22 protein-coding genes are annotated in these 24,524 nt (G+C 69.3%); 14 read left to right on the forward strand and 8 right to left on the reverse strand.

The window, feature by feature from the left end; all coding sequences use genetic code 11:
* Window positions 1-134: 134 nt before the first annotated feature.
* The gene (gene glmM / locus ASG60_RS11710; RefSeq protein ID WP_056385717.1) at window positions 135-1,478 is read left to right on the forward strand and encodes a phosphoglucosamine mutase; all 1,344 of its coding nucleotides are present in this window, start codon (window positions 135-137) and stop codon (window positions 1,476-1,478) included.
* Window positions 1,479-1,484: 6 nt separating this feature from the next.
* Here the strand turns inward: glmM and ASG60_RS11715 are convergent, their stop codons facing one another.
* Window positions 1,485-1,811 carry an MmcQ/YjbR family DNA-binding protein gene (locus tag ASG60_RS11715; protein WP_056385719.1) on the reverse strand — a complete coding sequence of 109 codons (327 nt, stop codon included), beginning with the start codon at window positions 1,809-1,811 and terminating at the stop codon, window positions 1,485-1,487.
* A gap of 222 nt (window positions 1,812-2,033) precedes the next feature.
* Between ASG60_RS11715 and ASG60_RS11720 the strand changes: the two genes are divergently transcribed.
* The 4 genes from ASG60_RS11720 (at window position 2,034) to ASG60_RS11735 (ending at window position 5,463) form a co-directional block, all read left to right on the forward strand.
* Window positions 2,034-2,912: an outer membrane beta-barrel protein gene (locus ASG60_RS11720; protein ID WP_056173301.1), complete on the forward strand. Its 879-nt coding sequence runs from the start codon at window positions 2,034-2,036 to the stop codon at window positions 2,910-2,912.
* A 215-nt stretch (window positions 2,913-3,127) separates the two neighbouring features.
* Window positions 3,128-4,012: an outer membrane beta-barrel protein gene (locus ASG60_RS11725; protein ID WP_056385721.1), complete on the forward strand. Its 885-nt coding sequence runs from the start codon at window positions 3,128-3,130 to the stop codon at window positions 4,010-4,012.
* A 109-nt stretch (window positions 4,013-4,121) separates the two neighbouring features.
* Window positions 4,122-5,087 (forward strand): porin family protein, encoded by a 966-nt coding sequence (locus ASG60_RS11730; RefSeq protein ID WP_056361750.1) that lies wholly within the window; start codon window positions 4,122-4,124, stop codon window positions 5,085-5,087.
* Between the two features lie 151 nt (window positions 5,088-5,238).
* A complete protein-coding gene (locus ASG60_RS11735) occupies window positions 5,239-5,463 on the forward strand; it encodes a hypothetical protein (RefSeq protein WP_156398881.1) in 225 nt (74 codons plus the stop codon).
* Here the strand turns inward: ASG60_RS11735 and ASG60_RS11740 are convergent, their stop codons facing one another.
* On the reverse strand, window positions 5,464-6,012 hold the full coding sequence (locus tag ASG60_RS11740) for an HNH endonuclease (protein ID WP_056173314.1): 549 nt from the start codon (window positions 6,010-6,012) through the stop codon (window positions 5,464-5,466).
* A 656-nt stretch (window positions 6,013-6,668) separates the two neighbouring features.
* Here ASG60_RS11740 and ASG60_RS11745 point away from each other — a divergent pair.
* Entirely contained in the window at window positions 6,669-9,272 is a 2,604-nt protein-coding gene (locus ASG60_RS11745) for a DUF3772 domain-containing protein (protein ID WP_056260995.1), read from the forward strand.
* 4 nt (window positions 9,273-9,276) lie between these two features.
* A complete protein-coding gene (locus ASG60_RS11750) occupies window positions 9,277-9,795 on the forward strand; it encodes a CAP domain-containing protein (RefSeq protein ID WP_244476647.1) in 519 nt (172 codons plus the stop codon).
* A gap of 8 nt (window positions 9,796-9,803) precedes the next feature.
* Here ASG60_RS11750 and ASG60_RS11755 read toward each other — a convergent pair whose 3' ends face one another.
* Together ASG60_RS11755 and ASG60_RS11760 are read right to left on the reverse strand one after the other, a co-directional pair.
* Window positions 9,804-10,634, reverse strand: a complete 831-nt coding sequence (locus tag ASG60_RS11755) for a flagellar motor protein MotB (protein WP_056173318.1) — start codon at window positions 10,632-10,634, stop codon at window positions 9,804-9,806.
* Between the two features lie 40 nt (window positions 10,635-10,674).
* Window positions 10,675-11,448: a MotA/TolQ/ExbB proton channel family protein gene (locus tag ASG60_RS11760; protein WP_056173321.1), complete on the reverse strand. Its 774-nt coding sequence runs from the start codon at window positions 11,446-11,448 to the stop codon at window positions 10,675-10,677.
* Between the two features lie 280 nt (window positions 11,449-11,728).
* Here ASG60_RS11760 and ASG60_RS11765 point away from each other — a divergent pair, with 280 nt between their 5' ends.
* Window positions 11,729-13,504, forward strand: a complete 1,776-nt coding sequence (locus ASG60_RS11765; RefSeq protein ID WP_056385725.1) for a glucan ABC transporter ATP-binding protein/ permease — start codon at window positions 11,729-11,731, stop codon at window positions 13,502-13,504.
* Between the two features lie 86 nt (window positions 13,505-13,590).
* Here ASG60_RS11765 and ASG60_RS11770 read toward each other — a convergent pair whose 3' ends face one another.
* Both ASG60_RS11770 and ASG60_RS11775 read right to left on the reverse strand, forming a co-directional pair.
* Entirely contained in the window at window positions 13,591-14,412 is an 822-nt protein-coding gene (locus ASG60_RS11770) for a transglutaminase family protein (RefSeq protein ID WP_056260992.1), read from the reverse strand.
* Between the two features lie 148 nt (window positions 14,413-14,560).
* Entirely contained in the window at window positions 14,561-15,445 is an 885-nt protein-coding gene (locus ASG60_RS11775) for a YihY/virulence factor BrkB family protein (protein WP_056385727.1), read from the reverse strand.
* Between the two features lie 162 nt (window positions 15,446-15,607).
* Here ASG60_RS11775 and ASG60_RS11780 point away from each other — a divergent pair, with 162 nt between their 5' ends.
* The gene (locus ASG60_RS11780) at window positions 15,608-16,492 is read left to right on the forward strand and encodes a DMT family transporter (protein ID WP_056173334.1); all 885 of its coding nucleotides are present in this window, start codon (window positions 15,608-15,610) and stop codon (window positions 16,490-16,492) included.
* A 192-nt stretch (window positions 16,493-16,684) separates the two neighbouring features.
* On the forward strand, window positions 16,685-18,367 hold the full coding sequence (locus tag ASG60_RS11785; RefSeq protein ID WP_056173337.1) for an acyl-CoA dehydrogenase family protein: 1,683 nt from the start codon (window positions 16,685-16,687) through the stop codon (window positions 18,365-18,367).
* 129 nt (window positions 18,368-18,496) lie between these two features.
* Here ASG60_RS11785 and ASG60_RS11790 read toward each other — a convergent pair whose 3' ends face one another.
* Together ASG60_RS11790 and ASG60_RS11795 are read right to left on the reverse strand one after the other, a co-directional pair.
* Window positions 18,497-18,679, reverse strand: a complete 183-nt coding sequence (locus tag ASG60_RS11790; RefSeq protein WP_056173340.1) for a hypothetical protein — start codon at window positions 18,677-18,679, stop codon at window positions 18,497-18,499.
* A 53-nt stretch (window positions 18,680-18,732) separates the two neighbouring features.
* A complete protein-coding gene (locus ASG60_RS11795; protein ID WP_056385729.1) occupies window positions 18,733-20,046 on the reverse strand; it encodes a glycosyltransferase family 4 protein in 1,314 nt (437 codons plus the stop codon).
* A gap of 109 nt (window positions 20,047-20,155) precedes the next feature.
* Between ASG60_RS11795 and ASG60_RS11800 the strand changes: the two genes are divergently transcribed.
* The 4 genes from ASG60_RS11800 to ASG60_RS11815 all read left to right on the forward strand — a co-directional run bounded on the left by ASG60_RS11800 (window position 20,156) and on the right by ASG60_RS11815 (window position 24,509).
* The gene (locus ASG60_RS11800) at window positions 20,156-21,403 is read left to right on the forward strand and encodes a glycosyltransferase (protein ID WP_056385731.1); all 1,248 of its coding nucleotides are present in this window, start codon (window positions 20,156-20,158) and stop codon (window positions 21,401-21,403) included.
* A 142-nt stretch (window positions 21,404-21,545) separates the two neighbouring features.
* Entirely contained in the window at window positions 21,546-21,908 is a 363-nt protein-coding gene (locus ASG60_RS11805; RefSeq protein ID WP_056173349.1) for a phasin, read from the forward strand.
* 304 nt (window positions 21,909-22,212) lie between these two features.
* Window positions 22,213-22,872, forward strand: coding sequence for a hypothetical protein (locus ASG60_RS11810; protein WP_056385733.1), 660 nt, complete (start codon window positions 22,213-22,215; stop codon window positions 22,870-22,872).
* A 113-nt stretch (window positions 22,873-22,985) separates the two neighbouring features.
* Window positions 22,986-24,509: a Do family serine endopeptidase gene (locus tag ASG60_RS11815; protein WP_056385735.1), complete on the forward strand. Its 1,524-nt coding sequence runs from the start codon at window positions 22,986-22,988 to the stop codon at window positions 24,507-24,509.
* The last annotated feature ends 15 nt before the right edge of the window (window positions 24,510-24,524 follow it).

Consider the following 24,524-nt stretch of genomic DNA (forward strand, 5'->3'; position numbering starts at 1 on the left):
AATCCCCTGGGATAAGCCCGTGAGCCCGCCCCCCGGCGGGCTCACGCATGTCCGGGCCCCGTTAACCGTGCCGGGATAGCCTCGGAGGCGGATTCCGGGCCCACCGCACCAGACAGCAGACGGATCGCGAACCCATGTCGCGCAAGTATTTCGGCACCGACGGCATCCGTGGGCGCGCCAACGGCGTGATCACGCCCGAACTCGCCCTCAAGGTCGGCCAGGCCGCCGGGCTCCTGTTCCAGCGCGGCGACCATCGTCACCGGGTGGTGATCGGCAAGGATACCCGCCTGTCGGGCTACATGATCGAGACGGCCCTGATCGCCGGTTTCACTTCGGTCGGCATGGATGTGCTCCAGCTCGGTCCGATGCCGACGCCCGCGGTCGCCATGCTGACGCGCTCCATGCGGGCCGACCTCGGCGTGATGATCTCCGCTTCCCACAACCCGTTCGAGGACAACGGCATCAAGCTGTTCGGTCCGGACGGGTTCAAGCTCAACGACGACGTGGAGCGCGCCATCGAGGCGCTCATCGACGGCGAGATGCACAAGCGGCTGTCGGGCTCGCGCGATCTCGGCCGGGCAAAGCGCATCGAGAGCGTGCATGCCCGCTACATCGAGTTCGCCAAGCGCTCGCTGCCCCGCAACGTCACCCTCGACGGTCTGCGGATCGTGGTCGATTGCGCCAACGGCGCGGCCTACCGCGTCGCGCCCGAGACCCTGTGGGAGCTCGGCGCCGAGGTCATCGCCATCGGGGTCGAGCCGGACGGATTCAACATCAACCAGGATGTCGGCTCGACGGCGCCGGCGGCGCTGGCCGCCAAGGTCCGGGAACTCCGCGCCGACATCGGCATCGCCCTGGACGGCGACGCCGACCGGGTTCTCATTGTCGACGAGAAGGGCCAGTCGGTGGATGGGGACCAGCTCATGGCCGTCGTCGCCCGCTCGTGGAAGGAGGACGATCGCCTGACCCAGCCGGGGCTGGTTGCGACGATCATGTCGAACCTCGGCCTCGAGCGCTACCTCGGCGGCATAGGCCTGTCCCTGGCGCGCACGGCGGTGGGCGACCGCTACGTCCTCGAGCACATGCGCGAGCACGGCTACAACCTCGGCGGCGAGCAATCCGGACACATCATCATGTCGGACTACGCCACCACCGGCGACGGTCTGGTGGCCGCCCTGCAGCTCCTCAGCGTGGTCAAGCGCTCCGACCGGCCGGTCAGCGAGGTCTGCCACTGCTTCGATCCCCTGCCGCAGATCCTCCGCAACGTCCGCTACCGCGCAGGCGAGCCGTTGCGGGCGGATTCGGTCGTGTCCGCCATCGCGCAGGCCCGCGAGCGCCTCGGCAACGACGGTCGCCTCGTCATCCGCGCCTCGGGCACGGAGCCGGTGATCCGCGTGATGGCCGAGGGCGACGACCGCGCCCTGGTATCGGAGGTGGTCGACACCGTCGTGGACGCCGTGGCCAAAGCCGCGGCCTGATCGTCCTCAATCCCCGTCGAGGGCCGCCGGCGCCACGTTGCGCCACGCTGCCAGCAGGGCGTCGCGCAGCACCGCCTCGTCGGCGTCCCACAGGTCGAGGTTGGTCCAGCCGCGCCGCCCCCATGCCCCCGGCACGGGCGCGAACAGGTCCGGCGCCTCGGCCAGCAGGTGTTCCTGGTCGCCGGGCGTGAGCTTCAGGACGACCCGCTCCTCCTCGACCCACAGGGTCGCGAAGATCCGGCCGCCGATGCGAAAATCGGGATGCCCCTGATGCGCGGCCTCGACCACGCCGGGGAGCAACAGGGCAAGGGCACTGACATCCTCGGGGCGCATCGCCGCGTGTCTACACAGGTGCAGGTTCGGATGCACCGGTCCGGATCGACGCCGGCCTGCCCGCCTGACTTGGCCCGGAGTCTCCACTTGTCTCGTCATAGTCCGGCAAGGATAAGATTTAACGTTAAGCCTGATTTAACCCCGTTGCGCCAATCATGCCTTCGTCATCCGAGCCGGCGCCTCGTCGCTCCCGGCAAACGGTCGAGTGAAGGACTGAATTCCATGCGCCGCTCCAAGCTGTCTGCCTTGGTGCGCTCGTTCACGCTCCTTGCGAGCGTGGGAGCGCCCAGCCTCGGATACGCCGCCGACCTGCTTCCCCCCCTGCCGCCCGAGCCGCTGCCCCCGCCCGTCGAGATCGGCGGCGGCTGGTACCTGCGCGGCGATATCGGCGTGGGTGCCGCGAGCTACGAGAAGGTGGTGACCACCGTGCCGGGCAAGGCACTGCCGCCGAACTATGAGATCCACCAGAAGAGCATGGGCGACCAGTTCTTCGGCGGCGGCGGCGTCGGCTACCAGTTCAACGGCTTCCTGCGCGGCGACATCACCGGTGAATACCGGGGCGGCGGCCGCTTCTCCTTCGTCGAGAAGTTCGATCTGCCCTACGGCAACGGCGTTCCGGCCAAGGGGATCGACTACGACCAGGGCAACCTTTCCACCGTGGTCGCCATGGCCAACGGCTACGTCGATCTCGGCAGCTGGTACGGCGTGACGCCCTTCATCGGCGGCGGCGTCGGCTCGGCCTTCCACACGGTGCACGGCTTCAACGACACCGGCGCCGGTTCGGCCGCCGGCGGCTTCGGCATCGCCGCCACCAAGCGCACCACCAACCTCGCCTGGGCGGCCATGGCCGGCCTCGGCTACAGCGTCACGCCGAACCTCAAGCTCGAGCTCGGCTACCGCTACATGAACCTCGGCCATGTCGGCACCGGCTCGGTGAGCTGCTTCAACGATCCGGGCTGTGCCGGCGCCTCCTACAAGCTCAAGGAAGTCACCTCCCACGATGTGCGCATCGGCATGCGCTGGATGCTCGGCGGTATCGTCGCCGCTCCGGTCATCGCCGATTACCAGCCCGAGCCGGTTCCGCTGATCCGCAAGTACTGACACACCCTCGGGCGTCACAGCACCCATGACCAAGACGGCGCGAACCCTCCGGTTCGCGCCGTCTTGGTTTGCGACAGCAAACCTTCGCCAGCAATCGCGTTAAGCTTAATCCGCTCCTAACCTTCCTCTTTGATACTCGCGCGCATGACGACAGCCAGGTCGGTCCCTACGGGTGCGTGCCGCCCGGGACAGGGTGCAAACGGTTCGGGGACAGCATGACACAGCAGACGCGCCCATCGCATCGCGCCCATGGGCGGACGCGCGCCGCGGTCGCCGGATCGGCCTTGACCCTGATGTCGCTCGCAGCCCTCGTGCCCGCGTGGGGCGCCGACCTGCTGCCGCCCCCGCCGCCGGAGGCCGCCCCCGTGCCCATCGGCGGCGGCTGGTATCTCCGCGCCGATTTCACCGAGAGCTTTCCGCTGCGCCCGACGGACGCGACGCTGCCCGATCCCAACGACCCGGGCATGCCGCCCCTGGTGCGGCGGACCCTGAGCCGCGAGGCCGGCTACGGCGGCGGCGTCGGCTACCGCATCAACCCCTGGCTGCGCGTGGACGCCACCTTCGACCAGCGCCAGGATTCGACCTACAGCGCGTACTCGTCGCGCACCAACTTCGCCACGGGCTACAACGTCGAGGCCGGTCGCCTCGGCGCACTCACGGGCCTCGTCAACGTCTACGCCGACCTCGGGACCTGGTGGGGCCTGACCCCGTATATCGGCGCCGGAGTCGGTTTCGCACGAAACGAGTTTCGCCGAGGCTACACCCAGACCACCTGCCTCATCGACGCCTGCGACGGCGGGCCGGGCGCGGGCCCACGCCCGGCGGTGATCCGGCCCAACCGCTCCGTCACCAACCTCGCCTGGGCGCTCACGGGCGGCGTCGCCTACGAGCTCGGCGCCGGCTTCAGCCTGGATGCGAGCTACCGCTACGTCGATCTCGGGCGCGCCGAGTCCGGCCTCGACGCCTTCCGGTCCGGCAGCAGCCTCAAGGATCTCGCCGCCAACGAAGTCCGCGTCGGCCTGCGCTATGCCTTCCGCGACGGCATTCCGAGCCTGCAGGGACTGCCCACGGTGTGGAGCAGCGGAAACCCCTACGAGTAGGCCCGGCCGGCTTCGGAGACCGAAACGCTCCGTTAAGGTTACTCAAGTACACATTTCAGAACAGGCTCAGTAAAAACCCAGTCGATCTGACGCCTTGAGGACGACATCGATGCGGACCCTGACCCTCGCGCTCCTGACGACGCTCGCCCTCGGCGCCGGCTCCACCGCCGGCGCCGCCGACCTCGATTACGGCGTCCTGCGCGGCCCGGACTACGAGCCGGCGGCCCCGATCATCGATTGGAACGGCGTGTATGTCGGTGGGCATGGCGGCTATACGTCGGCCGCGCTCGGCTACAGGAATGTGTTTCAGCCGCTCGTCGCGAGCGCCTTGCTCGCAACAACGGCCGAAGGGCAGTTCAACGCATCGACGTTGCTCCAGGCGCGGTCGCAGCGCGTCGACGGCACCAGTTTCGGGGCCTATGCGGGCTTCAACTACCAGTTCGAGGATACCGTCATCGGTATCGAGGCCGACTACACGCGGTTCGAGAAGACCGGCCTGACATCGGACCGGATCGCGCGTTTCGGTACGACCACGGGTGGCTTCTTCGAAACCGTCGCGCTGTCCGGAGTCTCGACGACCAAGATTCAGGAGTTCGGAACCGCTCGTGCTCGCGCAGGCTTCGCGTTCGGAAACTTCCTGCCCTTCGTGACGGGTGGTGTGGCCATCGGTCGGGCGCAGATCACCGACAGTGTCGCCATCAACAATTATGGCTACGATCAAGCGGCGTATCGAGCCAACGTAGCAACCGCCACCACCAGCAGCACCACGACCACGACGGGCGGCGTGACGACGACGACCACCACCGCACCCGGAGCCCAGGTGAACGTCGCCAACTTCGGCTACGCGGCGTTCAACCGAAACAATCCCGACGCCAGCGTCGTGGCGGCACCACGCATCGTCGGGCGGGCATCGACGAAGGTCGTCGCCGGCGTCGCTCTGGGAGCCGGCATCGAATACGCCTTGACGTCGAACATCATTCTGCGCGGCGAATATCAGTACGTGCTGTTCAACGATTTCGACGGCCACAAGGTCAATCTCAACACCGTGCGCGGCGGTGCGGCCGTGAAGTTCTGATTTTGCCTCGACACCGTCTCCGGTGGATGGCCGGCCGCTGCGCAATGGGACGGAACACGCGCGGGCTTGTTAAGGCAGCACTCGCTTTTGGCGGGGTAGGATAGGGGTGCCGCACCCGATCGACTTCACCGAAGCCGGAAACGCCCGAACCATGATCCGCCTCGTCCTCAGCGCCGGACTGGCCTCGGCCAGCCTCGTCCTCGCCGGTCTCGGCCCGGCACAGGCGGGGGGAGAACTCCGTCACCGGCCATTGCCGCCGCCCGAGATCGCCTATCGCGATCCGGCCTACCTGCCGCCGCCCCCGCCTCTGCCCGTGGTGCGGGTGCCGCGCTCCCTCAATCTGCCCCTCTACAACGAGCCGCCGCGCCGGTTCTGATCAGCTCTCCAGCTCGGAATCCCAGTAGAGGTAGTCCACCCAGGTGTGGTGGTACTGCCGGTGGTCGAATTCCGGCTGGCGGCGGTGCAGCTCGTGCCGGGTCGGGCGGTGCGGCTCGTGCAAGAGGGGCATCTCGGCCTCGGCCGGGGTGCGGTTGGCCTTGCGCAGGTTGCACGGCGAACAGGCCGCGACCACGTTTTCCCAGCTCGACAGCCCGCCGCGCGAGCGCGGCACCACGTGATCGAAGGTGAGCCCGCCGGACGGCAGGCGCAGGCCGCAATACTGGCACGAGAACGTGTCGCGCAGGTAGATGTTGTAGCGGGTGAAGGCCGGGCTGCGCGCCAGGGTCACGTAGCTCTTGAGGGCGACGACGCTCGGCACCCGCAGGGAGCGGCTCGGGCTACGCGCCTCGACATCGTAGCTCGCCACCAGGGTGACGCGGTCGAGGAACAGGGCGGTGAAGGCGTCCTTCCAGGACCACAGCGAGAGCGGATTGTAGGATAGCGGCCGGTAATCGGCGTTCAGCACGAGCGTTTGGAGATCCAGCATGGCGCACCCCTCTCGGCGGGTCGACACGGGGACAACGCGCGGGAATCGCCCGGCGCGCTGCCCCTGTCGGATGAAAGATCAAACGTTTTCGGAGTTTGGACCGGTGCGTCCCGTGGGCGGGCGCGCGCAGAAGGCGCCGTCGGAGCGGCGCAGGCGCGGCGGAAATCACGGAAGGCTTAGGCCAAAAGCGGTCGCATCGGGCGAAAGCGCCCGGCTGGTGGCAACGTCCCTCGACGCGGACGACCGTCACCACCTCCTCGCACCGATACGAAAAGGCAAAGTCCATCACGGGTTAGTCTAATATCAGCATGACACGCTTGTGAAGGTCGCCCCGCATGCGCGCGACGCCATGCCCACAAGGAGCGATGCCCACGGGCCGCCGGGCCGGCAGTTCGTTTCCCCACAGGTCGTCTGCCCGCGATCCGCACGCCAGCGATGCGGCCGGGGCGGGGCACGGTCAGCCTTTCGCCCCATTGCTCGGCGATTGCCGCGTCTCCCGACCCTGATCGCCCTGGCCTCGTTCGTGCGATCCCGCAGCGTCGCCCCGGCACGCCGCGCCATTCCGAGCGGGCAGGGCCCCCGACACGAAGGACGGCACCTTGCACGAGACGAACGCCCCGACCGCTCATCGGCCCACCGAGGGGAGGGTGCGTCGCATGCCCGGCGGGACCGGGCGCAGGCTGCGTCTCGTCCCGGTCCTGGCAGCGGGATGGCTCGGCCTCGCGAGCTTCGTTCCCGGCGCGGTCTTCGGACAGGCGCCCCAGCCGGCGGCACCCGCCGCCCAGCCGGCCGCGCCGGCTGCTCCACCCGTCGCCCAGCCGGCCGCACCCGCCAAGCCTCCGGCCCCGAAGCCCGTGGTGTCGGAGGAGATCAAGACCGTCCGCGACACCCTCGACAAGGCGAAGGACGACCTCGAACACCGCGAAAAGATCCTCGCCGGCGAGACTGTCGGCAGCGGCGACCTGACCCGCGCGCGCGATGGCGTCGACGCCATCGCCGACCGCATCCGCCACGTGATCGATCTCACCACGCCGCGCCTGGAGGCGGCCCGCGAACGCCTGACGCAGCTCGGCCCCAAGCCGAAGGAGGGGGCGGAGGGCGAGGACGTCGCCCGCGAGCGCACGGAGCGCGAACAGGCGGTGGCCGAGATCGACGAGACCCAGCGCCTCGCGAAATCCCTCCTCGTGCAGAGCGACCAGATCGTCGATCAGGTCACCAACAAGCGCCGCGCGGCCTTCACCCGCGGCCTGTTCGAGCGCTCCACCGCCCTGGTCACCCCGGACCTGTGGATGCGGATCGCCGCCGACATCCCGCGCGACGTCCGCGCGCTTCAGAACGCCGTCTCGGACACCGCCGACCTGTTCGCGCGCAACGGCACCCTCACCAACCTGCTCTTCCTCGGGATCGCCTTCGGCATCTCCATCGCCCTGTATTTCGGTCGCCGCAACATCGCCCCGCGCCTCGGTCGGCGCGACGCCAAGGCCACGGATCCGTCACAGCGCAAGAAGCTGCTGGCCGCCTGGCGGGTCTTCCTCCTCGGCACCGTGCCGGCGGTGCTCGGGAGCTATGCGGTCTACTACGCCCTCGACGTCACCAACCTCCTGCCCATGCGGCTGCTGCCGGTGGCCGGGGCGATCCTCATCGGGCTCGCCTTCATCGCCTTCGTCGAGGCCCTGGCCGACGCCCTGCTGTCGCCCGACAAGCCGTCCTGGCGCACCACGACGATGACCGATGCGGCCGCCTCGCGGATCACCACCCTGGCGGTGAGCATCGCGGTGGTGATCACCGTGGTGAAATCCGTCGAAGCCCTGAACTCCGCGATCTCCGCGGCCCTGCCGATCTCCATCGCCACGCGCGGCCTCGGCGCCATCGCCACCGCCCTCATCCTCGCCATCGGCCTGCACCGCTTCGCCGACACGGCGGAGAAGGAGGAGGCGTGCTTCGGGCCCTACGTGGCCCCCGAGGCCGCCACCGGCATCGGCGGCCCGGCCCGGCTCCTCGGTTGGGCTGCGGTGGCGGTCATCGGCGCGGCCGCGCTCGTCGGCTACGTCGCGTTCTCGACCTTCCTCATCGACCAGCTCGTCTGGACCGCCAGCCTGTTCGTGCTGCTGTTCCTGTTCATCGGCAGCGCCGACACCTTCATCGGCGGGACCCTGCGCGACGACACCAAGATCGCGACCGCGCTCCAGGCCAACACCGGCCTGCGCAAGCGCTCCCTGAACCAGATCGCCGTGCTGGCCACGGGCTTCGCCCGCGTCGTCCTCATCCTGGTCGCGGCCCTCTTGGCGCTCGCCCCCTGGGGCCTCGATTCGACGGACGTGTTCACCTCCGTGCGCAGCGCCTTCTTCGGATTCAAGGTCGGCGACGTCACCATCTCGCTCTCCACCATCGCGCTGGCCGTCGGCCTGCTCGTGCTCGGTATGGCCGTCACCCGGGCGATCCAGCGCTGGCTCGAAAACACCTACCTGCCGGCCACCGACCTCGATGCGGGCCTGCGCAACTCGATCTCGACCATCGCGGGCTATTGCGGCTTCCTGCTCACCCTGGCGCTCGCGTTCTCGTATCTCGGCCTGAGTCTCGAGAAACTCACCATCGTGGCCGGCGCCCTGTCGGTCGGTATCGGTTTCGGCCTGCAATCCATCGTCAACAACTTCGTCTCGGGCCTGCTGCTCCTGTGGGAGCGCCCGATCCGCGTCGGCGACCAGGTGCTCATCGGCGACAGCGAGGGCATCGTGAAGCGCATTTCCGTGCGCTCCACGGAGATCCAGACCTTCGACCGCTCCGCCGTCATCGTGCCGAACTCGAACCTCATCTCCGGCATCGTCAAGAACCGGGTCCGGGGCGACCGTACCGGCCGGGTCTCCATCACGGTCAACGTCCTGCGCAACCAGGACCCCGTGCGCGCCGCCGAGATGCTGGTCGCTTGCGCCAGCGCCCACCCGGACGTGCTGAAGGAGCCTCCGCCCCGGGTGGTCTTCCGCAAGATCGGCGACCCGTTCCTCGAGTTCGAGCTCATCGCCATGATCATCGACGTGAGTTTCGGCCTGAAGGTGCAGAACGATTTGAACTTTGCCGTGTTCAAGTCCTTGTCCGAGGTCGGAATGATCCCAGCCATGGGTCCGGGCTCCAGCAACGTCGTCGTGCAGGGGCTCGAACCGTTCCAGGAGGCCATGGGCCGGATCGCCAGTTCGTTCGCGGAGCCGAGGGGCGACGCGAACGGATCGGCGGGCCGGCGGGAGGCCGAGATGCCGAAGGGGTGAGCAGGTGGGCCAGGGATTTTCGGGTGTCCGGGGCGTGTGTTTCGGAGCCTGCCTCGTCGCCGGAGCGACGCTCACGGGGTGCGCGACGCAGCAGCCCCTCGAGACCGCCACGGCCCTGCCGAGCCTGTACTGGCCGATGACCACCGCCGCGGCGCAGGTCGACGCGGCCACGGCCCGCGACATGATCTCGGCCTACCGCGCCCGCACCGGCGGCACGGCGCTGCGCCTCGACCCCGAACTGCAGAAGCTCGCCGAAGCCGAGGCCGCCGCCATGGCGGCCGCCGATCGGCCGAGCCGCGCCCAGACCGTGCGGGTCGCCATGGAGCGCCTCGGCCACCCGTCGGCCGGCGCCAATCTGTCGGCCGGCTACCACACCCTGGCGGAGGCGTTCTCGGGGTGGCGCGACAGCCCGGCCCACAATGCCGTGATGCTGGCGCCCGACGCCACCCGCATGGGCATCGCCACGGCCTACGCGCCGAACTCGAAGTACCGGGTCTACTGGGCGCTGCTGGTGTCGAAGTAGCGTCCCCGTCAGGGGAACTTCATCTTCCGCGAAACCACCGGCGCCTCCGACAGGAGCGTCACCGTCACCCGGCGGTTGGCTGCGAGAAACGGGTTGTCGGGAAACAGCGGCTCGGTGTCGGCCTTGCCCGTGACCGAGGCGAAGCGATCGTCGGGCACGCCGCTGCCGGCGAGGATCTCCCGCACCGAGATGGCCCGGTTGGCCGAGAGCTCCCAGGGCGGAGCGGCTGGCCGCGCGCCGGGACGCTCCGAAGCGGTGAAGCCCGCGATGGCGATGCGGTTTGGCATCTTGCGCAAGGTCGGCGCCAAACGCTCCAGCAGGCGCCGGGTGCGGTCGTTCGGCCGGCTCGACCCGTCCGGAAACATCGAGGCGCCGTCCTGATCGACGATGGCGATGTCGAGGCCCTTGGCGGTCGGCGTGACCATGATGTTCTTCGAGGCCTCGGCGATCTCCGGCATGTCCTGCAGGGCCTGGCGCAGGCTGGCGGCGGCGAGGCCGTACGCCTCAGGCATGCCGGTGTCCGGTGCGCCGTCGTCCGCCGTCCCCTCGACGTCCGGCGGATTGGTGTGGTCGGTGGACTGCTCCGGCGGGATGTCGCGCTTGTGCTTGACGAAGTTCGCCGTCGGCAAGCCGTCCTTCTCGATGATGCCGGCGAAGCGCGATTCCTTGTTGACGCCGAAGGCGTCGCGCATGGAGCCGGCCACCGCCTGCATCTTCTTCTGGTCCTGGGTCGAGTAGGCGGCGATCATCACGAAGAAGCTCATGAGCAGCGCCATCAGGTCCGCGAAGGTCACGAACCAGCCGTGCCCGCCATGCGCGCCGCGCTTCTTCTTGGCCACGACTTGGTCTCCCTCTCGCCCGTCGGACCGGTCGCGCCCGTCAGGCCGCCTCGGCCCCGACTTCGTCGCGGTGATTGTGCGGCAGGTATGCGATCAGCATTTCGCGCACGAGCGAGGAGCTCTTGGAATCGCGGATGAGCAGGATGCCGTCGATGATGAGCGAGCGCGAGACGTCCTCCTCCTCCAGCTTGACGTGGAGTTTGTCGGCGAGCGGAAGAGTGACCATGTTGGCGAGGAGTGCGCCGTACAGGGTGGCGAGCAGGGCCGTCGCCATGGCGGGCCCGAGCTTCGACGGGTCCGACATGTTGGCGAACATGGTGACCATCCCGAGGATGGTGCCGATCATGCCCCAGGCCGGCGCGCAATCCCCGAAGGCCCGGTAGATCTTCGAGCCCTCGTCGAGGTGCATGAGGAAGTTGTCGCGGTCCCGCTCCATGGTGTCGCGGATGAAGTCCCGGTCGTAGCCGTCGGCGATGTAGCGCGCGCCCTGGGCGAGGAACGGGTCGGAAATCTCCATGCTTTCGAGGGCCATCGGGCCGGATTTGCGCACCACGTCGGCGATCCGGGTGATCTCCTCGATGAGTTCGCGCGGCTTGATGGCCCGCATGGAGAACGCGTAGCGCAGGCCCATGGGCAGGCCGTGCATCATGGTCGAGAACGGAAAACGCATCATGGTCGCGGCGGTGGCGCCGCCGAAGATCACGATGACCGCGTGCTTATCGAAATAGGCGGCGAAGTTGCCGCCATCGATCATGATCAGGACAAAGACGGTGAGGAAGCCGCCGATGAGCCCGATACCGGTTGCGAGGTCCATGATCACCGAGCCTTCGGCGGCCGTCGGGGGCCGCGAGAGCGCCCCGGGACGAGGCGCCGTCCCCACGTTGGCGGATTCAGCGTGAACGAACCGTAAAAGACCTCGCGCGGCTTGGCAGATCGTGTCATTCGCCGTTCAGGGAGCGAACGCCATAAGCGCGTCACGTCAAGGATTTGGCCGACCCCGCACGCGGCGGGCGGAGACCGGACCGGCGACGCGTCACGGCGCATCCAACCCCATGCGGGCCGCGCCAGGATCGGCACTCGGAGCGAACGGTATCATGTCGTTGATTCGTCTCTATGCCCGCGTCATGGGCCTCCTCGGGGCCGACAAGCGCCTGGCGGTGGTTCTGGCGACGGCGAACGTCGCCCTCGCCGTCGCGGCCTTCGCCGAGCCCCTGCTCATGGGCCGGATCATCGACCAGCTCACCCACCTGAACGCCAAGTCCAACGCCTTCGCGACCCTGGCGCCCCTCATCGGCGCCTGGGTGGCCTTCGGACTGTTCACCATCGCGGCGGGCGTGACCATCGCGCTCCACGCCGACCGGCTGGCCCACCGCAACCGCCTGTCGTCCATGGCGAACTATTTCGAGCACGTCCTCGAACTGCCGCTCGCCTTCCATTCCTCGAACCATTCCGGCCGCGTCCTCAAGGCGATGCTGGAAGGCTCGAACGGCATGTTCTGGCTGTGGCTCGGCTTCTTCCGCGACCATTTCGTCGCCTTCGTGTCGCTCGCCGTCCTCCTGCCCATGACCCTGTTCGTGAACTGGCAGCTCGGCTCGATCCTCGTCGTGCTGGTGCTGGCCTTTACGGTGCTCACCACCCTGGTCATGCGCCGCACCGAGACCCTGCAGGGCCGGGTCGAGGAATATCAGTCGGGCCTCGCCGAGCACGCCTCGGACGCGCTCGGCAACGTCGCCGTCATCCAGTCCTTCACCCGCGCCAAGGCGGAGAAGGACGCCATGCACGACATCATCCGCAACCTGCTCGCGGCCCAGATCCCGGTCCTGTCCTGGTGGGCGCTCGCCAACGTCGCCACCCGCGCTTCCGCGACCCTGACCATGACGGCCATCTTCATCACCGGCATCGCCCTTCACCAGCACGGCCAGGCCACCGTCGGCGAGGTCGTCGCCTTCATGAGTCTGGCCACCATGCTGGTCTCGCGCCTCGATCAGGTCGCCACCTGCATCAACGGCCTGTTCCAGCAGATGCCCAAGATCGCCGAGTATTTCGAGATCCTCGATACCACCCCGGCGGTGCACGACCGTCCCGGTGCGGCTCAGGTCGCCCGCTTCGACGGCGCCGTCTCGTTCGACGCCGTCGGCTTCTCCTACAATTCCCGCCGCAAGGCCCTGGAGGACGTGTCGTTCACGGCGCAGGCCGGCGAGACCATCGCGCTCGTCGGCACCACGGGTTCGGGCAAGTCCACGACCCTCGGCCTGCTGCACCGCGCCTTCGACCCCGACCACGGCGCAATCCGCATCGACGGCACCGACATCCGCGACATCGGCCTGTCCTCCCTGCGCCACAACATCGGCGTGGTGTTCCAGGAGCCGATGCTGTTCGCCCGCTCGATCCGCGAGAACCTCCTCGTCGGCCGGCCGGACGCGACGGATGCCGAGATGATCGACGCCCTGGAGCGGGCCCAGGCCACCGAATTCATGGCCCGTCAGGCCGAAGGCCTCGACACGGTGATCGGCGAGCGCGGCCGCTCGCTCTCTGGCGGCGAGCGCCAGCGCCTGTCGATCGCCCGCGCCCTGCTCAAGAATCCGCCGGTTCTGATCCTCGACGAGGCAACCTCGGCCCTCGACGCCACCACCGAGCGCAAGCTCCAGGGCGCCCTTGAAGCCGTGATGGAGGGCCGCACCACCTTCGTCATCGCCCACCGCCTCGCGACCATCCGCAACGCCGACCGCATCCTCGTCTTCCACGAGGGCCGGATCGTCGAGTCTGGCACCTTCGACAGCCTCGTGGAGCAGAACGGCCGCTTCGCCGATCTGGCCCGAGCCCAGTTCATGGCGGCGGAAGAGCCTGTCGCGATGCAACTCGCGGCCTGAACGAAAAGGCCCTCCCCGATCTCCGGCTTGGCCGGGATCGAGGAGGGCGCTCGGCTGAGTCGCGGTGGCGCTGCGCGCCGGGCGCGCTATTCCCGATGCGGCGTCGCCGCATCCTCCGCCCACACCCGGAACTTGGTCAGGCGGTTGCCGCCGAAGGTGTGTGTGAGGGGTACGTCCGCCGCGTCACGCCCGCGGGCGACGAGGATGCGGCCCCGGCGCGGGGCGTTGTTGCGCGGATCGAACACGTGCCAGGCGCCGCCGAGATAGCATTCCGTCCAGGCGGCGAAATCCCCCGGCCCGTGCGGCTCGGGCTCGCCGATGAAACTGAGATAGCCGGTGCAGTAGCGCGTCGGAACGTTCAGGGCCCGGCACAACGCGACGAACAGGTGCGCGTAATCCCGGCACACGCCGCGCCCGCCCGCCATGGCGTCCACCGCCGTACGGTCCACATGCGAGAAGGCGTACCCGAAGGTGATGTGGTGGTGGACGAAGTCGCACACCGCTTGCACCCGCGCCCAGCCGGGTTCGAGGTGCCCGAACCGGTCCCAGGCCTCGTCGGACAGCAGGTCGGATTCGCAGTACCGGCTCGCGACGAGGAAGGGCAGGGCCTCCTCGGGCAACTGCTCGACTGGGTGCTCCACGGCGTCGGGCACGATCGCGTCGAGGGCGCCGTCGTCGGGGATCTCGGCGTGAACGCTGAGGGTGATGGAGCCCGCCGGGGCGAGGAAGCGCACGGTGCGATTGCCGAAGGCATCGCGAAAGGTCCTGGTCGGCACAGGCGGATCGAGCTGCAGCACGTCGGGCGGGACGGCCGCGAGCCCCTTGACCGGATAGGTGTTGAGACGGGCGATCAGCGGGGTCGGATGGGAAAACTCGTAGCCCATCTCGCAACCGAACCTGATCCGCATGGAAGCCCTCTCCGGCCGGCCGCCGCGCCGACCTTCGCCCTATGCCCGGCCCTGGTGGGAGGGAATAGGCCGCGCAAGTCACACGCGCATGTCATTGCGTCCCCTGTGCGCAGATGAAGCGTCCGGGTCGTCGAAGCCGAGTGAACCCCTAGAGACCGTGGGCCCGAGCCTGCTTCTCCCGCATCCGCGCCTGGAGCCGCACACGCCGCGCTGCAATGACGGTGCCATTGATCTCGCCGCCGAAGAGGAACATCGCGGCGAGCCAGTACAGAAACACCAGGGCCACCATGGCGGTGGCCAGACTCCCGTAGGTCGAGACGTAGGCGTTGGAGAACCGGTCGAGATAGTAGCCGAAACCGAGGCCGGCGAGGAACCACAGCAGCAGGGTCACGGCGACACCCGGAATCACGGCGAGGAACGAGCGCCGCCCGGTGGCGATGAATTTGTGGGCGATGACGAGGACGCTCACGAGCAGGAAGGCCGTGATGCCGATGCGCCCGATGGCCACCGTCAGGCTCAGGGGTTCCAGGCCGGGGGCGACGTTGATGACGTTGCGCCAGATCAGGGGTCCGAGAACCACCAGCAGGGCGAAGGCCAGCATCGCGAGGGCGCCGCAGATCACGTAGGCGATGGATTCCAGCCGCGTGAGCCACCACGGCCGCTGCTCGCGCAGGCCGTACGCGCGATTGAGCCCGACCCGCAGGCTCTCGACCCCGGCCGAGGAGAAGTACAGGGCCAGCACGGCACCGACGGTGAGGACGCCGCCGCGCTGCTCGGTGAGCACCCGGTGCATCTCGTTGACCACGGGCTTTGCGATCTCGCGCGGCCAGGCGTCGAAGATCAGCACCCCGGCTTCATCGGCAAGCGACTTGGTGCCGAACAGGCCGGCCAGCGCGGCCAGCAGGATGAGGAACGGGAACAGCGCGATGAGGATCGAGAGGGCGATGTGGCTGGCGATGGCCCAGCCGTCATGGGTGATGAAGCGCCGGGCGGCGACGCTTCCGATCTCGAGGGGCTTCGTCAGGCGGCTCACGGGGGCGGGCTTGTCCTCTGCTGATGCATCGTCGGTCGACGGATCGGCCGTCCTCTAAACGCGACGCCGGGGTCCGGCGCAACGCGGAAGGGGCGTTTGGGTGGTGCATCGATCCGGCGTGCCTTGTGTTCCAGGCCGCACTGTGGTGCCTGCGCCACCAGCATGACCAGCCCATCCTCCCCCGGATCCACGGCCACCGTGCCGGCCGTCTTCGTGCTCATCTGGGCGACGGGCTTCGTCGCCGCGCGCTTCGTGGCGCCCCATGCCGATGCCGTGACCTTCGTGGCCCTGCGCGTCGTCTGCGTCGCCGGCGTCCTGGCGGTCCTCGCCGCGATGCTCGGCGCGCGCTGGCCGCGCGGGCGCCGGGGCTGGGCCGACGCCCTCGTGGCCGGCATCCTGATGCAGGGCATCTACGTCATCGGCGTATTCTGGTCGGTGCAGAACGGTCTGCCGGCCGGCATCGCCGCCCTCGTCGGCAGTCTTCAGCCCCTTCTCACGGCGCTCCTCGCCGGGCCGGTACTGGGCGAGCGGGTGAGCCCGCGGCGCTGGTCCGGCATTGGATTGGGCTTTGCCGGCGCCGCCCTGGTGCTCGCCCCCAAGGTCGGGGCAAGCGGCACCTCGGGCATTCCGGTGCCGGCGCTCGCCGCCTGTCTCGCCGCCATGGTCGCCATGACCGGCGGGACCCTGTGGCAGAAGAGCCGGGGCGGGTCCGCCGACCTCCTGTCCAACGCCGCGATCCAATTCGTTGGTGCCGCCGCCCTGGCGATCCCCGTGGCGCTTCTCATCGGGACCGGCCGGTTCGACGCCACCCTTCCGGCCTGGTTCGGCCTCGCCTGGTCGGTCCTCGTCAATTCCGTGGCGGGGATCCTGCTGCTTCTGCTCTTGATCCGGCGCGGGGCGGTGGCGGGCGTCGCCTCCCTGCTGTTCCTCGTCCCCCCGGTCTCGGCCCTGATGGCCTACGGCCTGTTCGGCGAATCCCTCGCGCCGGTGCAGCTCGCCGGCATGGCGCTCGCCGCCGCCGGGGTCGCCCTGGCGAGCCGCGGCTGATGTTTTTCTTTGATGCGACCGGCAATTAAATTAGCGAACCTGCCGCGCGCGAAGGACAAGTGGGATTCTTCTCTCGTAAAATAATGAATTCAAGCGGGAAAGTGCCACTCTGCGGCGAGACGCCTCTACAGACGCGCCGAACCTGCCTATAATGAGCGGCAACCCATCCTCTTTTCTGGAAAGAGTTGCCGCATGTCCGCTTCTCCCGTCACGACCTCCGAACCGCAGGATCTGCTGACCCTCGCCCGCGAGGCCGCCGAGGCGGCCAAGGCGCTCGTCGCCGAGGCCACCCGCCGGGTCCGCACCCGCGTGCTCTCGCCCGAGGGCAAGATCTCGGCGGAGAAGATGGAGCTCGAGCAGCACGCCACCCACGGGCTCGCCTGGATCGCCACCTACGCCGAGGGCGTGCGCGAACTCGGTGCCTACGCCGCCCGCCTGACGGAGTCGGGCGAGTTTGGCGAGACAGAGGCGCTCCTCGTCAGGATCGGGCTCGGCGAATACCTCGACCAGATGTTCTCCGGCATTCCCATGAGCCAGGGCGAAATGGTGCGCCCGACGGGGTCCCTCGGCCTCGGCGCCCGTGAAGTCGCCCAGTTCCGCAACGACGCCGTCGAGGCCCTCATCGCCGACGGCAACACGGCCGAGAACCGTGCGGCGCTCGTCGCCCGCATCCGCGACAACGGCGGCTCGGCCACCATCGGCAAGTCCGGCCTCGACGAGGACATGGAGGCGATCCGCTCCGAGATGCGCCGCTTCGGCCTGGCCGAGGTCGTGCCGCACGCCCACGCGTGGCACAGCGAGAACGCCTACATCCCGATGGAGATCGTGACGAAGATGGCCGAGCTCGGCGTCTTCGGCCTGACGATCCCGGAAGAGTATGGCGGCATGGGCCTGCCCAAAATCTCCATGTGCGTGGTCTCCGAGGAGCTGTCGCGCGCCTATATCGGCGTCGGCTCCCTCGGAACCCGCTCGGAGATCGCCGCCGAACTCATCCTGTGCGGTGGCACCGAGGAGCAGAAGCACCGCTTCCTGCCCGGCATCGCGTCCGGCGACACGCTCCCCACCGCCGTGTTCACCGAGCCGAACACCGGCTCGGACCTGGCCTCGCTCCGCACCAAGGCGGTCAAGGACGGCGACGTCTGGAAGATCTCGGGCAACAAGACCTGGATCACCCACCCCGTGCGCGCCGACATCATGACCTGTCTCGTGCGCACCAAGCCCGAGGAGAAGGGCCACAAGGGCCTGTCGCTCCTCATCGCCGAGAAGCCGCGCGGCACCGACGCCGAGCCTTTCCCCGTCGCGGGCCTGTCCGGCGGCGAGATCCACGTGCTCGGCTACCGCGGCATGAAGGAATACGAGCTCGCCTTCGACAATTTCGAGGTGCCGGGCGCCAACCTTCTCGGCGAAGTCGAGGGCAAGGGCTTCACCCAGCTCATGCAGACCTTCGAGTCGGCCCGCATCCAGACCGCCGCCCGCGCCATCGGCGTGGCGCAGAACGCCCTCGACCTCGGCCTGCGCTACGCCGAGGACCGGGTGCAGTTCGGCAAGGCCCTGATCAACTTCCCGCGCGTCGCCGACAAGATCGCCATGATGGCGGTGGAGATCAACATCGCCCGTCAGCTCACCTACTTCTCGGCCCGCGAGAAGGACGAGGGCAAGCGCTGCGATCTCGAGGCCGGCATGGCGAAGCTGCTGGGCGCCCGCGTCGCCTGGGCTGCGGCCGACAACGCCCTGCAGATCCACGGCGGCAACGGCTTCGCGCTGGAATACGCGGTCAGCCGCGTGCTCTGCGACGCCCGCATCCTCTCGATCTTCGAGGGCGCGGCCGAGATCCAGGCCCAGGTCATCGCCCGCCGGCTGCTCGAAGCTGCCTGATCCCGACACCCGTATCGCTCCGTTCGCGGAGCGGCACGGTCGAGCCGCCGAACGAAGAACGCCGGAGCCCATGGCCCCGGCGTTCTTCGTTTCGGCTCCGCGAAGGCGCCACTTTTGCCAAGGAAACCGCTATTTGGTGATCTTCACCGAGACCGGATCGCTCGACGGAAAAGTCTCTTCCAGGGCCTCGTCGAGGCGTTCGCTGAGTTCACCCTGCTGGTTCTCGGGCCGGCTCTTGTCGGACCCCTTCGGCGCGGGTTGGCCCGTGGTGGAGATCGTGTCGGTCTCCGGTGACTTGGTGTCCTCGGCCATGGCGGCGTTTCTCCGATTCCCGTGGTCCGCCGCATCGGGCGAACCTCGCGGGATCAACGCGGGTGACCCGCCCCCGTATCCACCGCCGAGCCACGGCGGGGCAGGGCGGCCACGGCGGCACTGCCCCGCCGTCCGGGCACCGGCACCCGAAATGCGGCTTCGCGCAGAACGGTCTCGTAGACTTCGCTCACCCGGTCGAGATGGGCGTCGAGGGTGAGGGGGGCGGCCCAGTAGCGCCCGTGGGCGGCCCGGCTCATCCGCGCGGCGCAGGCGTCGTCCTTCAACCGGACGAGATGGGCGGCCAGGGCCTCGGCATCGCCGGAGCGGAACCAGAATCCGGTCTCGCCGTCCTCCACCGCCTCGCGACCGGCGCAGGCATCGCTGACGATGACGGGCGCGCCGCAGGCCAGGGCTTCGTAGACCGTCAGCGGCTGGCCCTCGTACCAGACGCTCGGGAACACGAGGGCGCGGGCCTCGCGCATCAGGGCGTGCACGGCGGCCTCGTCCTTCCACCCGAGCATCCGTGCCTCGGGGTAGCGCGCCGCGAGATCCGCGGCGGCGGGACCGTCGCCGACGAAGACCGGGCGCACCCCGGCGCGGCGCGCGGCTTCGGCGAAGACCGGCGCGCCCTTCTCCGTGGAGATGCGCCCGACGAACAGGAAATCCCCCGGCGGTTCGGAACGCGGCGCTGCCTTCGCGACGGCGATCGGGTTGTCGACCCGATGAAACAGGGTCGTGGCCGGCAGGTGCGGCCGGATCACCGCTTCCTGCAGGGCGCTGATGGTGACGATGTGGGGGAACAGCCGCCGCATCCCGGCGACGTGGTCGAGGGCGGCATGACGCACCACCCGCAGGAGCTTGCGGGGATAGCTCCGCGCATCGCAGTTCGTCGTCAGGCAGTCCCGCGACATCGGCGTGCGGTGGCAGATGCTCTGCGCCGGGTACTCGTAGAAGCCGCCATTGGGGCAGACGAGGAAGAACTCGTGCATGGTGTAGAGTAGCGGCAGGCCGGAGGCCCGCAGGCTCACCCCGATGGAGGGCGACAGGGCCTTGGCGAAGGCGTGGACGTGGACCACCGTCTCGCGCGGGTCGAGCCCCGCCAGGACCTCGGACAGGCGCTGCGCGGCCTTTGCGTTCCAGATCGCCTGCACGGCGAACGCGAGCTTGTTGCGAGTGGAGGCGATGTCGTCCTGGCCGAGACAGACCACCCGGATGCCGGCGGCCTCCAGGCGTGGATCGGCCGGACCGACGGCGGCGAACACCGTCACCTCGTGTCCCCGTGCCCGCAGGCCGAGCCCCGCATCGAGGGCCACCTTGGCCTGCCCGCCATTGATGAAGGCGTGATCGACGACGAGAACGACGTGCATGGCGGGCGTTTCCGTCGAAGACGATGCGTCGGCAACGTTTACCGCTCGTGCGTTGATCTCCGGTAAACCGAGGTCCGGGCGTGCTCGCCCCGGGGACTCGGCCGACGCCATGCACATCGCGATCCTGGCCGAATTCGCCGTGGCGAGCGGAGGCGCCGAGAAGGTGGCGGTGGAATCCGCCCGCGGCCTCGCCGAGGCCGGACACAGCGTCACCTATCTTCAGGCCATCGACGGGCCGGCCGACGCGCTCCTCGACCATCCGGGCATCACCCGCCTGACCCTGCACAATCGCGACATCTGGGACAGACCGGCGCACCGGGCCGCCGTCTCGGGCATCTGGGACGGGCCGTCGGCCGCCCGCCTCGGTGCCGCCCTCGACGCCCTGCCGGTGCGGCCGGACCTCGTGCACCTGCACCAATGGACCCGCAGCCTGTCGCCGAGCGTGTTTCCGCCGCTGTTCGCCCGCGGCGTGCCCGTGGTCGTCACCCTGCACGATTACTTCATGGCCTGCCCGAACGGGGTCTACTACCGGTTCGACCGCGCCGCGCCCTGCGCGCTCACCCCCCTGTCGACGGGGTGCCTCGCCGCCCCCTGCGACGGCCGGAGCCGCCTGCACAAGCTCGTCCGGGTCGGGCGCAACGCCGTTCTGCGCACCACCCTGCGGGGGCATGCCCTCGACGTGATCCATGTCTGCGACGCCAGCGTCACGCGGATGGGCCGCCTCCTCGGCCATCTCGATCTGACCCACCACCGCGTCGACAACCCCGTGCGGGTGGCGCGCACCGAGCCCGCCGATCCGGCGCAGGGCGACGCCGTGGTGTATGTCGGCCGCCTCACCCGGGAGAAGGGGGCCGACCTCGTGGCCGCGGCGGCCGCCCGTGCCGGCCTGCCGGCCGTCTTCATCGGCGCCGGCCCCCTGGAAGCCGAACTCGGCGCCCATCCCCACGTCGAGATCCTGGGCTGGCGCAGCCCCGAGGCGGTCTGGGAGACGGTGCGGGCCCGGGCCCGGGCCCTCGTGGCGCCGTCGCGCTGGTACGAGACCGGTCCGCTCACGGTCTACGAGGCCCTGGCCCACGGCATTCCGGTGATCGCCTCGGTTCGGGCGGGTGCTGCCGAGCGGATCGTCGACGGCGTCACCGGCTTCACCGTGGAACCCGAAATCGAGGCTCTGGCGGGGGCCATGCGGCGCCTGTCCGAGGATTCGGGGCTGCGCCGCCTCGGGCGTGCGGCGAGCGAGCGGTACTGGGCGACACCGACGACTCCGGCCGCCCACGCCGCGTCGCTCGAGGCCGTCTATGGACGCGTCATCGCGGCGAGGGCCGTGGCGGGACAGTCGGGCAGGGGACGGGCCGCCTGACGCGCGTCCTGTGGTCGGGCGAACGATTTCTAACGGCCGGCATTTTCCTTCCGCGACGATCTTGACGTCTATGTTGCACTGCAACATAAAGCCTTCGCGGCGCGACGTTTTGGAGCGCGCTCCCGCAAGAGAGAGATACGCCATGACCGGCCAGACCTTCGAGATCCCGACCGAGATGCGCGCCTTCGCCGAGAAGAGCGTCGATCAGGCCCGCAGCGCCGTCGGCAACCTCATCGGAACTGCGATCAAGACCTCCGAACAGCTTCAGACCCAGTCGAAGACCGTGCAGGAGTCGATGCAGACCGCCCTCGCCAAGAGCTTCGACCACGCCCAGGAGAACGCCACCGCGACGTTCGACTTCGCCCAGAAGCTGGTGCGGACCCGCGACCTGCGCGAGGCCTTCGAGCTGCAGTCCGAGTTCCTGCGCAGCCAGATCGCCAGCCTGCAGAACCAGGCCAAGGATCTCGGCGCCCTCGCGCAGAACACCCTGCGCCCGTCGGCCTGATCCGCTCCCTACCCCGACGGCGCCGCCCGTATCGGCGCGCCGCGGGACGGTCGGATGAAACAAGCGCCGGAGGTGTGATCCGACCGATTCGGGCACGGCTCCGGAACGGATCGCTTCACCCCTTCGGCGCATTCCATCGAGGCCCGTCCCCTCCGCCAGCGGCGCGAGGACGGGATTTCGGCGGAGTGCTCCGATTCGGGTAGGATGCGTCCGAACGGCTCGAGGAGACATGACCATGGTGAAACGGCGTAAGGGGCCGCCCGCGCGGTCGAGCGCGGTGCGGCGCAATCCGGAGGAAGCTCAAATGGTCGTGGAATCCCGTCTCCCCGAGACGCTCTCCGAGCCCGAGATCGCGCCGGAGTCCGCGGAGGCGTCCGCCCTCTGCACCGAGGCTCACGTGCCGTCGGTCCACGACGCCCTCCTGGAGACGGTCTCCGCCGACGCCCTCGAAGCTGCGGCGGGGCAGCCCGTGTCCGATCGACCGGCCGAGGCCGAGCCGGCGGATGCGGCCGTGCCCGCGGAGCCTGCCGACGACGCGACCGAGCCGGCGCCCGTCATGCAGCCGCCCGAAGCCCTCGAGGCCGCCCCGGACGCCGTCACCATTCCGGACGTCGCGCCCGAGACCGCTCCGGCGGTGGCGACGCTCCCCGTCGCGGCGATGGAAACCGCATCGGTTGCGCAGGCGGTGGCCATGGCCCAACCCGCGCTCACCCGTCCGACCGAGGCCTCCTTCGACATGATCGGTGAGATCACGCAGGCGAACGCGACGATCCTGGCGTTCCTGCGGAGCGAGGGCAGCGCCGCCATGGCGCATTGGCACAGCCTGTCCGGCGCCAGGACGCCGGCCGACGCCATCCGCATCCAGGTGGACGAGATGCAGCGGGCCGCCGATGCGGCGCTGACCTGCTTCAGCGTCCTGGCCCGCCGGGCCGGCCGTCTCGCAGCGGGGATCGGCCGGGTCTGACGGAGCCCCTCGCGCCGAGCCCCCGGCCCGTCTAGATAACCCGAGATCCCCGCCTCGCCCCCATCACCCGTCGCCGACGGGGGGCACGCGGTTCGTTCTCCCGGGAGTCCACGATGCCGCGCTCGTACCCCCTGCTCGTTCCCCTCGTGGCGACCTGGCTCGCCACCGGGCCGGCCGTCGCGCAGATGGCGCAGACGCCGGACAAGATCGCGCCGGACAAGATCGCGCCGGACAAGATCGCGCCGGACAGATCCGCGCCCGAGAAGGCGAGCCCGGACAGCGCCGAGAAGACGGTCCCGCAATCCAAGGGGCAGGTGCATCTCTCGTTCGCGCCCGTGGTGAAGCGGGCCGCGCCGTCCGTGGTCAACGTCTACGCCTCCCATGTCGAGACGCGGGGGGCCAGCCGCAGCGCCATGGACGAGTTCATGCGGCGCTTCTTCGGGGAGAACGGCGGCGGTCGCGGCCGGGGTGGAGCACCGGGCGAGCGGGCGCAGAAATCGCTCGGATCCGGTGTGATCCTCGACGAATCCGGCCTCGTCATCACCAACAACCACGTCATCGAGAACATGAACGAGGTTCGTGTCGCCCTGGCGGACCGGCGCGAGTTCGAGGCGACCATCGTGCTGCGCGACCCGCGCACGGATCTGGCCGTGGTCAAGATCAAGAGCCCGACGGGCGGCCTCGTGGCGATGCCGTTCGGCGATTCGGAAGCCCTCGAGGTCGGCGACTTCGTCATGGCCATCGGCAACCCGTTCGGCGTCGGCCAGACGGTGACCCAGGGCATCGTCTCGGCGCTCGCGCGCACCCAGGTCGGCTCGTCGGACTACCAGTTCTTCATCCAGACCGACGCGGCGATCAATCCGGGCAATTCCGGCGGAGCGTTGGTCGATCTCAACGGACGGCTGGTGGGCGTCAACACCGCCATCTACTCGCAATCGGGCGGCAGCCACGGCATCGGCTTCGCCATTCCGGCGAGCATGGTCCGCGCCGTGGTGGAGACCGCCAAGGGCGGGGCCACCTCCGTGCGCCGGCCCTGGCTCGGCGCTCGGGTGCAGAGCGTGACCCCGGACATCGCCGACAGCATGGGGCTCGACCACCCCACCGGCGTCCTGGTGGCGAGCCTGCAGCCGAAGAGCCCGGCCGAGGAAGCCGGCCTCAAGCGCGGCGACCTCATCCTCAGCGTCGACGGCAAGACCGTCGACGACCCGGAGGCCTTCGGATACCGTTTCGCCCTGAAGGGGCTCACCGGCACCACGAAGTTCGGCATCCTGCGCGGCACCAGCCGGACCAACGTGCTGGTGAAGCTCGGCCCCGCGCCGGAGACCCGGCCGCGCGACACCCTCAAGGTCCGCACCCGCTCGCCGTTCCTCGGCGCCACCCTGGTCAACACCTCGCCGGCCGTGGCGGAAGAGATCCAGGTCGACCTGCCCGCCGAAGGCGTCGCCGTGGCGGGGGTGGAGGAGAATTCCATCGCGGCCCGCGCCGGTCTTCAGAAGGGCGACATCATCGTCGCCATCAACGGCGCCCCCATCTCGACCACGAAGGACCTAGAGCGGATCACCCGCAACAGCCTGAACATGTGGGAGGTCTCGATCAACCGCGGCGGCGAGGTGCTCACCTCGGTGTTCGGGGGATAACAGCCGGCGCGAATC

It is taken from the genome of Methylobacterium sp. Leaf469, from assembly GCF_001424745.1.
Lineage (GTDB): Bacteria > Pseudomonadota > Alphaproteobacteria > Rhizobiales > Beijerinckiaceae > Methylobacterium.

Coding starts and splice junctions, on each gene's coding strand:
- glmM (WP_056385717.1), top strand. CDS start 135: ATGTCGCGCAAGTATTTCGGCACCGACGGCATCCGTGGGCGCGCCAAC.
- ASG60_RS11715 (WP_056385719.1), bottom strand. CDS start 1,811: ATGCGCCCCGAGGATGTCAGTGCCCTTGCCCTGTTGCTCCCCGGCGTG.
- ASG60_RS11720 (WP_056173301.1), top strand. CDS start 2,034: ATGCGCCGCTCCAAGCTGTCTGCCTTGGTGCGCTCGTTCACGCTCCTT.
- ASG60_RS11725 (WP_056385721.1), top strand. CDS start 3,128: ATGACACAGCAGACGCGCCCATCGCATCGCGCCCATGGGCGGACGCGC.
- ASG60_RS11730 (WP_056361750.1), top strand. CDS start 4,122: ATGCGGACCCTGACCCTCGCGCTCCTGACGACGCTCGCCCTCGGCGCC.
- ASG60_RS11735 (WP_156398881.1), top strand. CDS start 5,239: ATGATCCGCCTCGTCCTCAGCGCCGGACTGGCCTCGGCCAGCCTCGTC.
- ASG60_RS11740 (WP_056173314.1), bottom strand. CDS start 6,012: ATGCTGGATCTCCAAACGCTCGTGCTGAACGCCGATTACCGGCCGCTA.
- ASG60_RS11745 (WP_056260995.1), top strand. CDS start 6,669: ATGCCCGGCGGGACCGGGCGCAGGCTGCGTCTCGTCCCGGTCCTGGCA.
- ASG60_RS11760 (WP_056173321.1), bottom strand. CDS start 11,448: ATGGACCTCGCAACCGGTATCGGGCTCATCGGCGGCTTCCTCACCGTC.
- ASG60_RS11765 (WP_056385725.1), top strand. CDS start 11,729: ATGTCGTTGATTCGTCTCTATGCCCGCGTCATGGGCCTCCTCGGGGCC.
- ASG60_RS11770 (WP_056260992.1), bottom strand. CDS start 14,412: ATGCGGATCAGGTTCGGTTGCGAGATGGGCTACGAGTTTTCCCATCCG.
- ASG60_RS11780 (WP_056173334.1), top strand. CDS start 15,608: ATGACCAGCCCATCCTCCCCCGGATCCACGGCCACCGTGCCGGCCGTC.
- ASG60_RS11785 (WP_056173337.1), top strand. CDS start 16,685: ATGTCCGCTTCTCCCGTCACGACCTCCGAACCGCAGGATCTGCTGACC.
- ASG60_RS11790 (WP_056173340.1), bottom strand. CDS start 18,679: ATGGCCGAGGACACCAAGTCACCGGAGACCGACACGATCTCCACCACG.
- ASG60_RS11795 (WP_056385729.1), bottom strand. CDS start 20,046: ATGCACGTCGTTCTCGTCGTCGATCACGCCTTCATCAATGGCGGGCAG.
- ASG60_RS11800 (WP_056385731.1), top strand. CDS start 20,156: ATGCACATCGCGATCCTGGCCGAATTCGCCGTGGCGAGCGGAGGCGCC.
- ASG60_RS11805 (WP_056173349.1), top strand. CDS start 21,546: ATGACCGGCCAGACCTTCGAGATCCCGACCGAGATGCGCGCCTTCGCC.
- ASG60_RS11810 (WP_056385733.1), top strand. CDS start 22,213: ATGGTCGTGGAATCCCGTCTCCCCGAGACGCTCTCCGAGCCCGAGATC.
- ASG60_RS11815 (WP_056385735.1), top strand. CDS start 22,986: ATGCCGCGCTCGTACCCCCTGCTCGTTCCCCTCGTGGCGACCTGGCTC.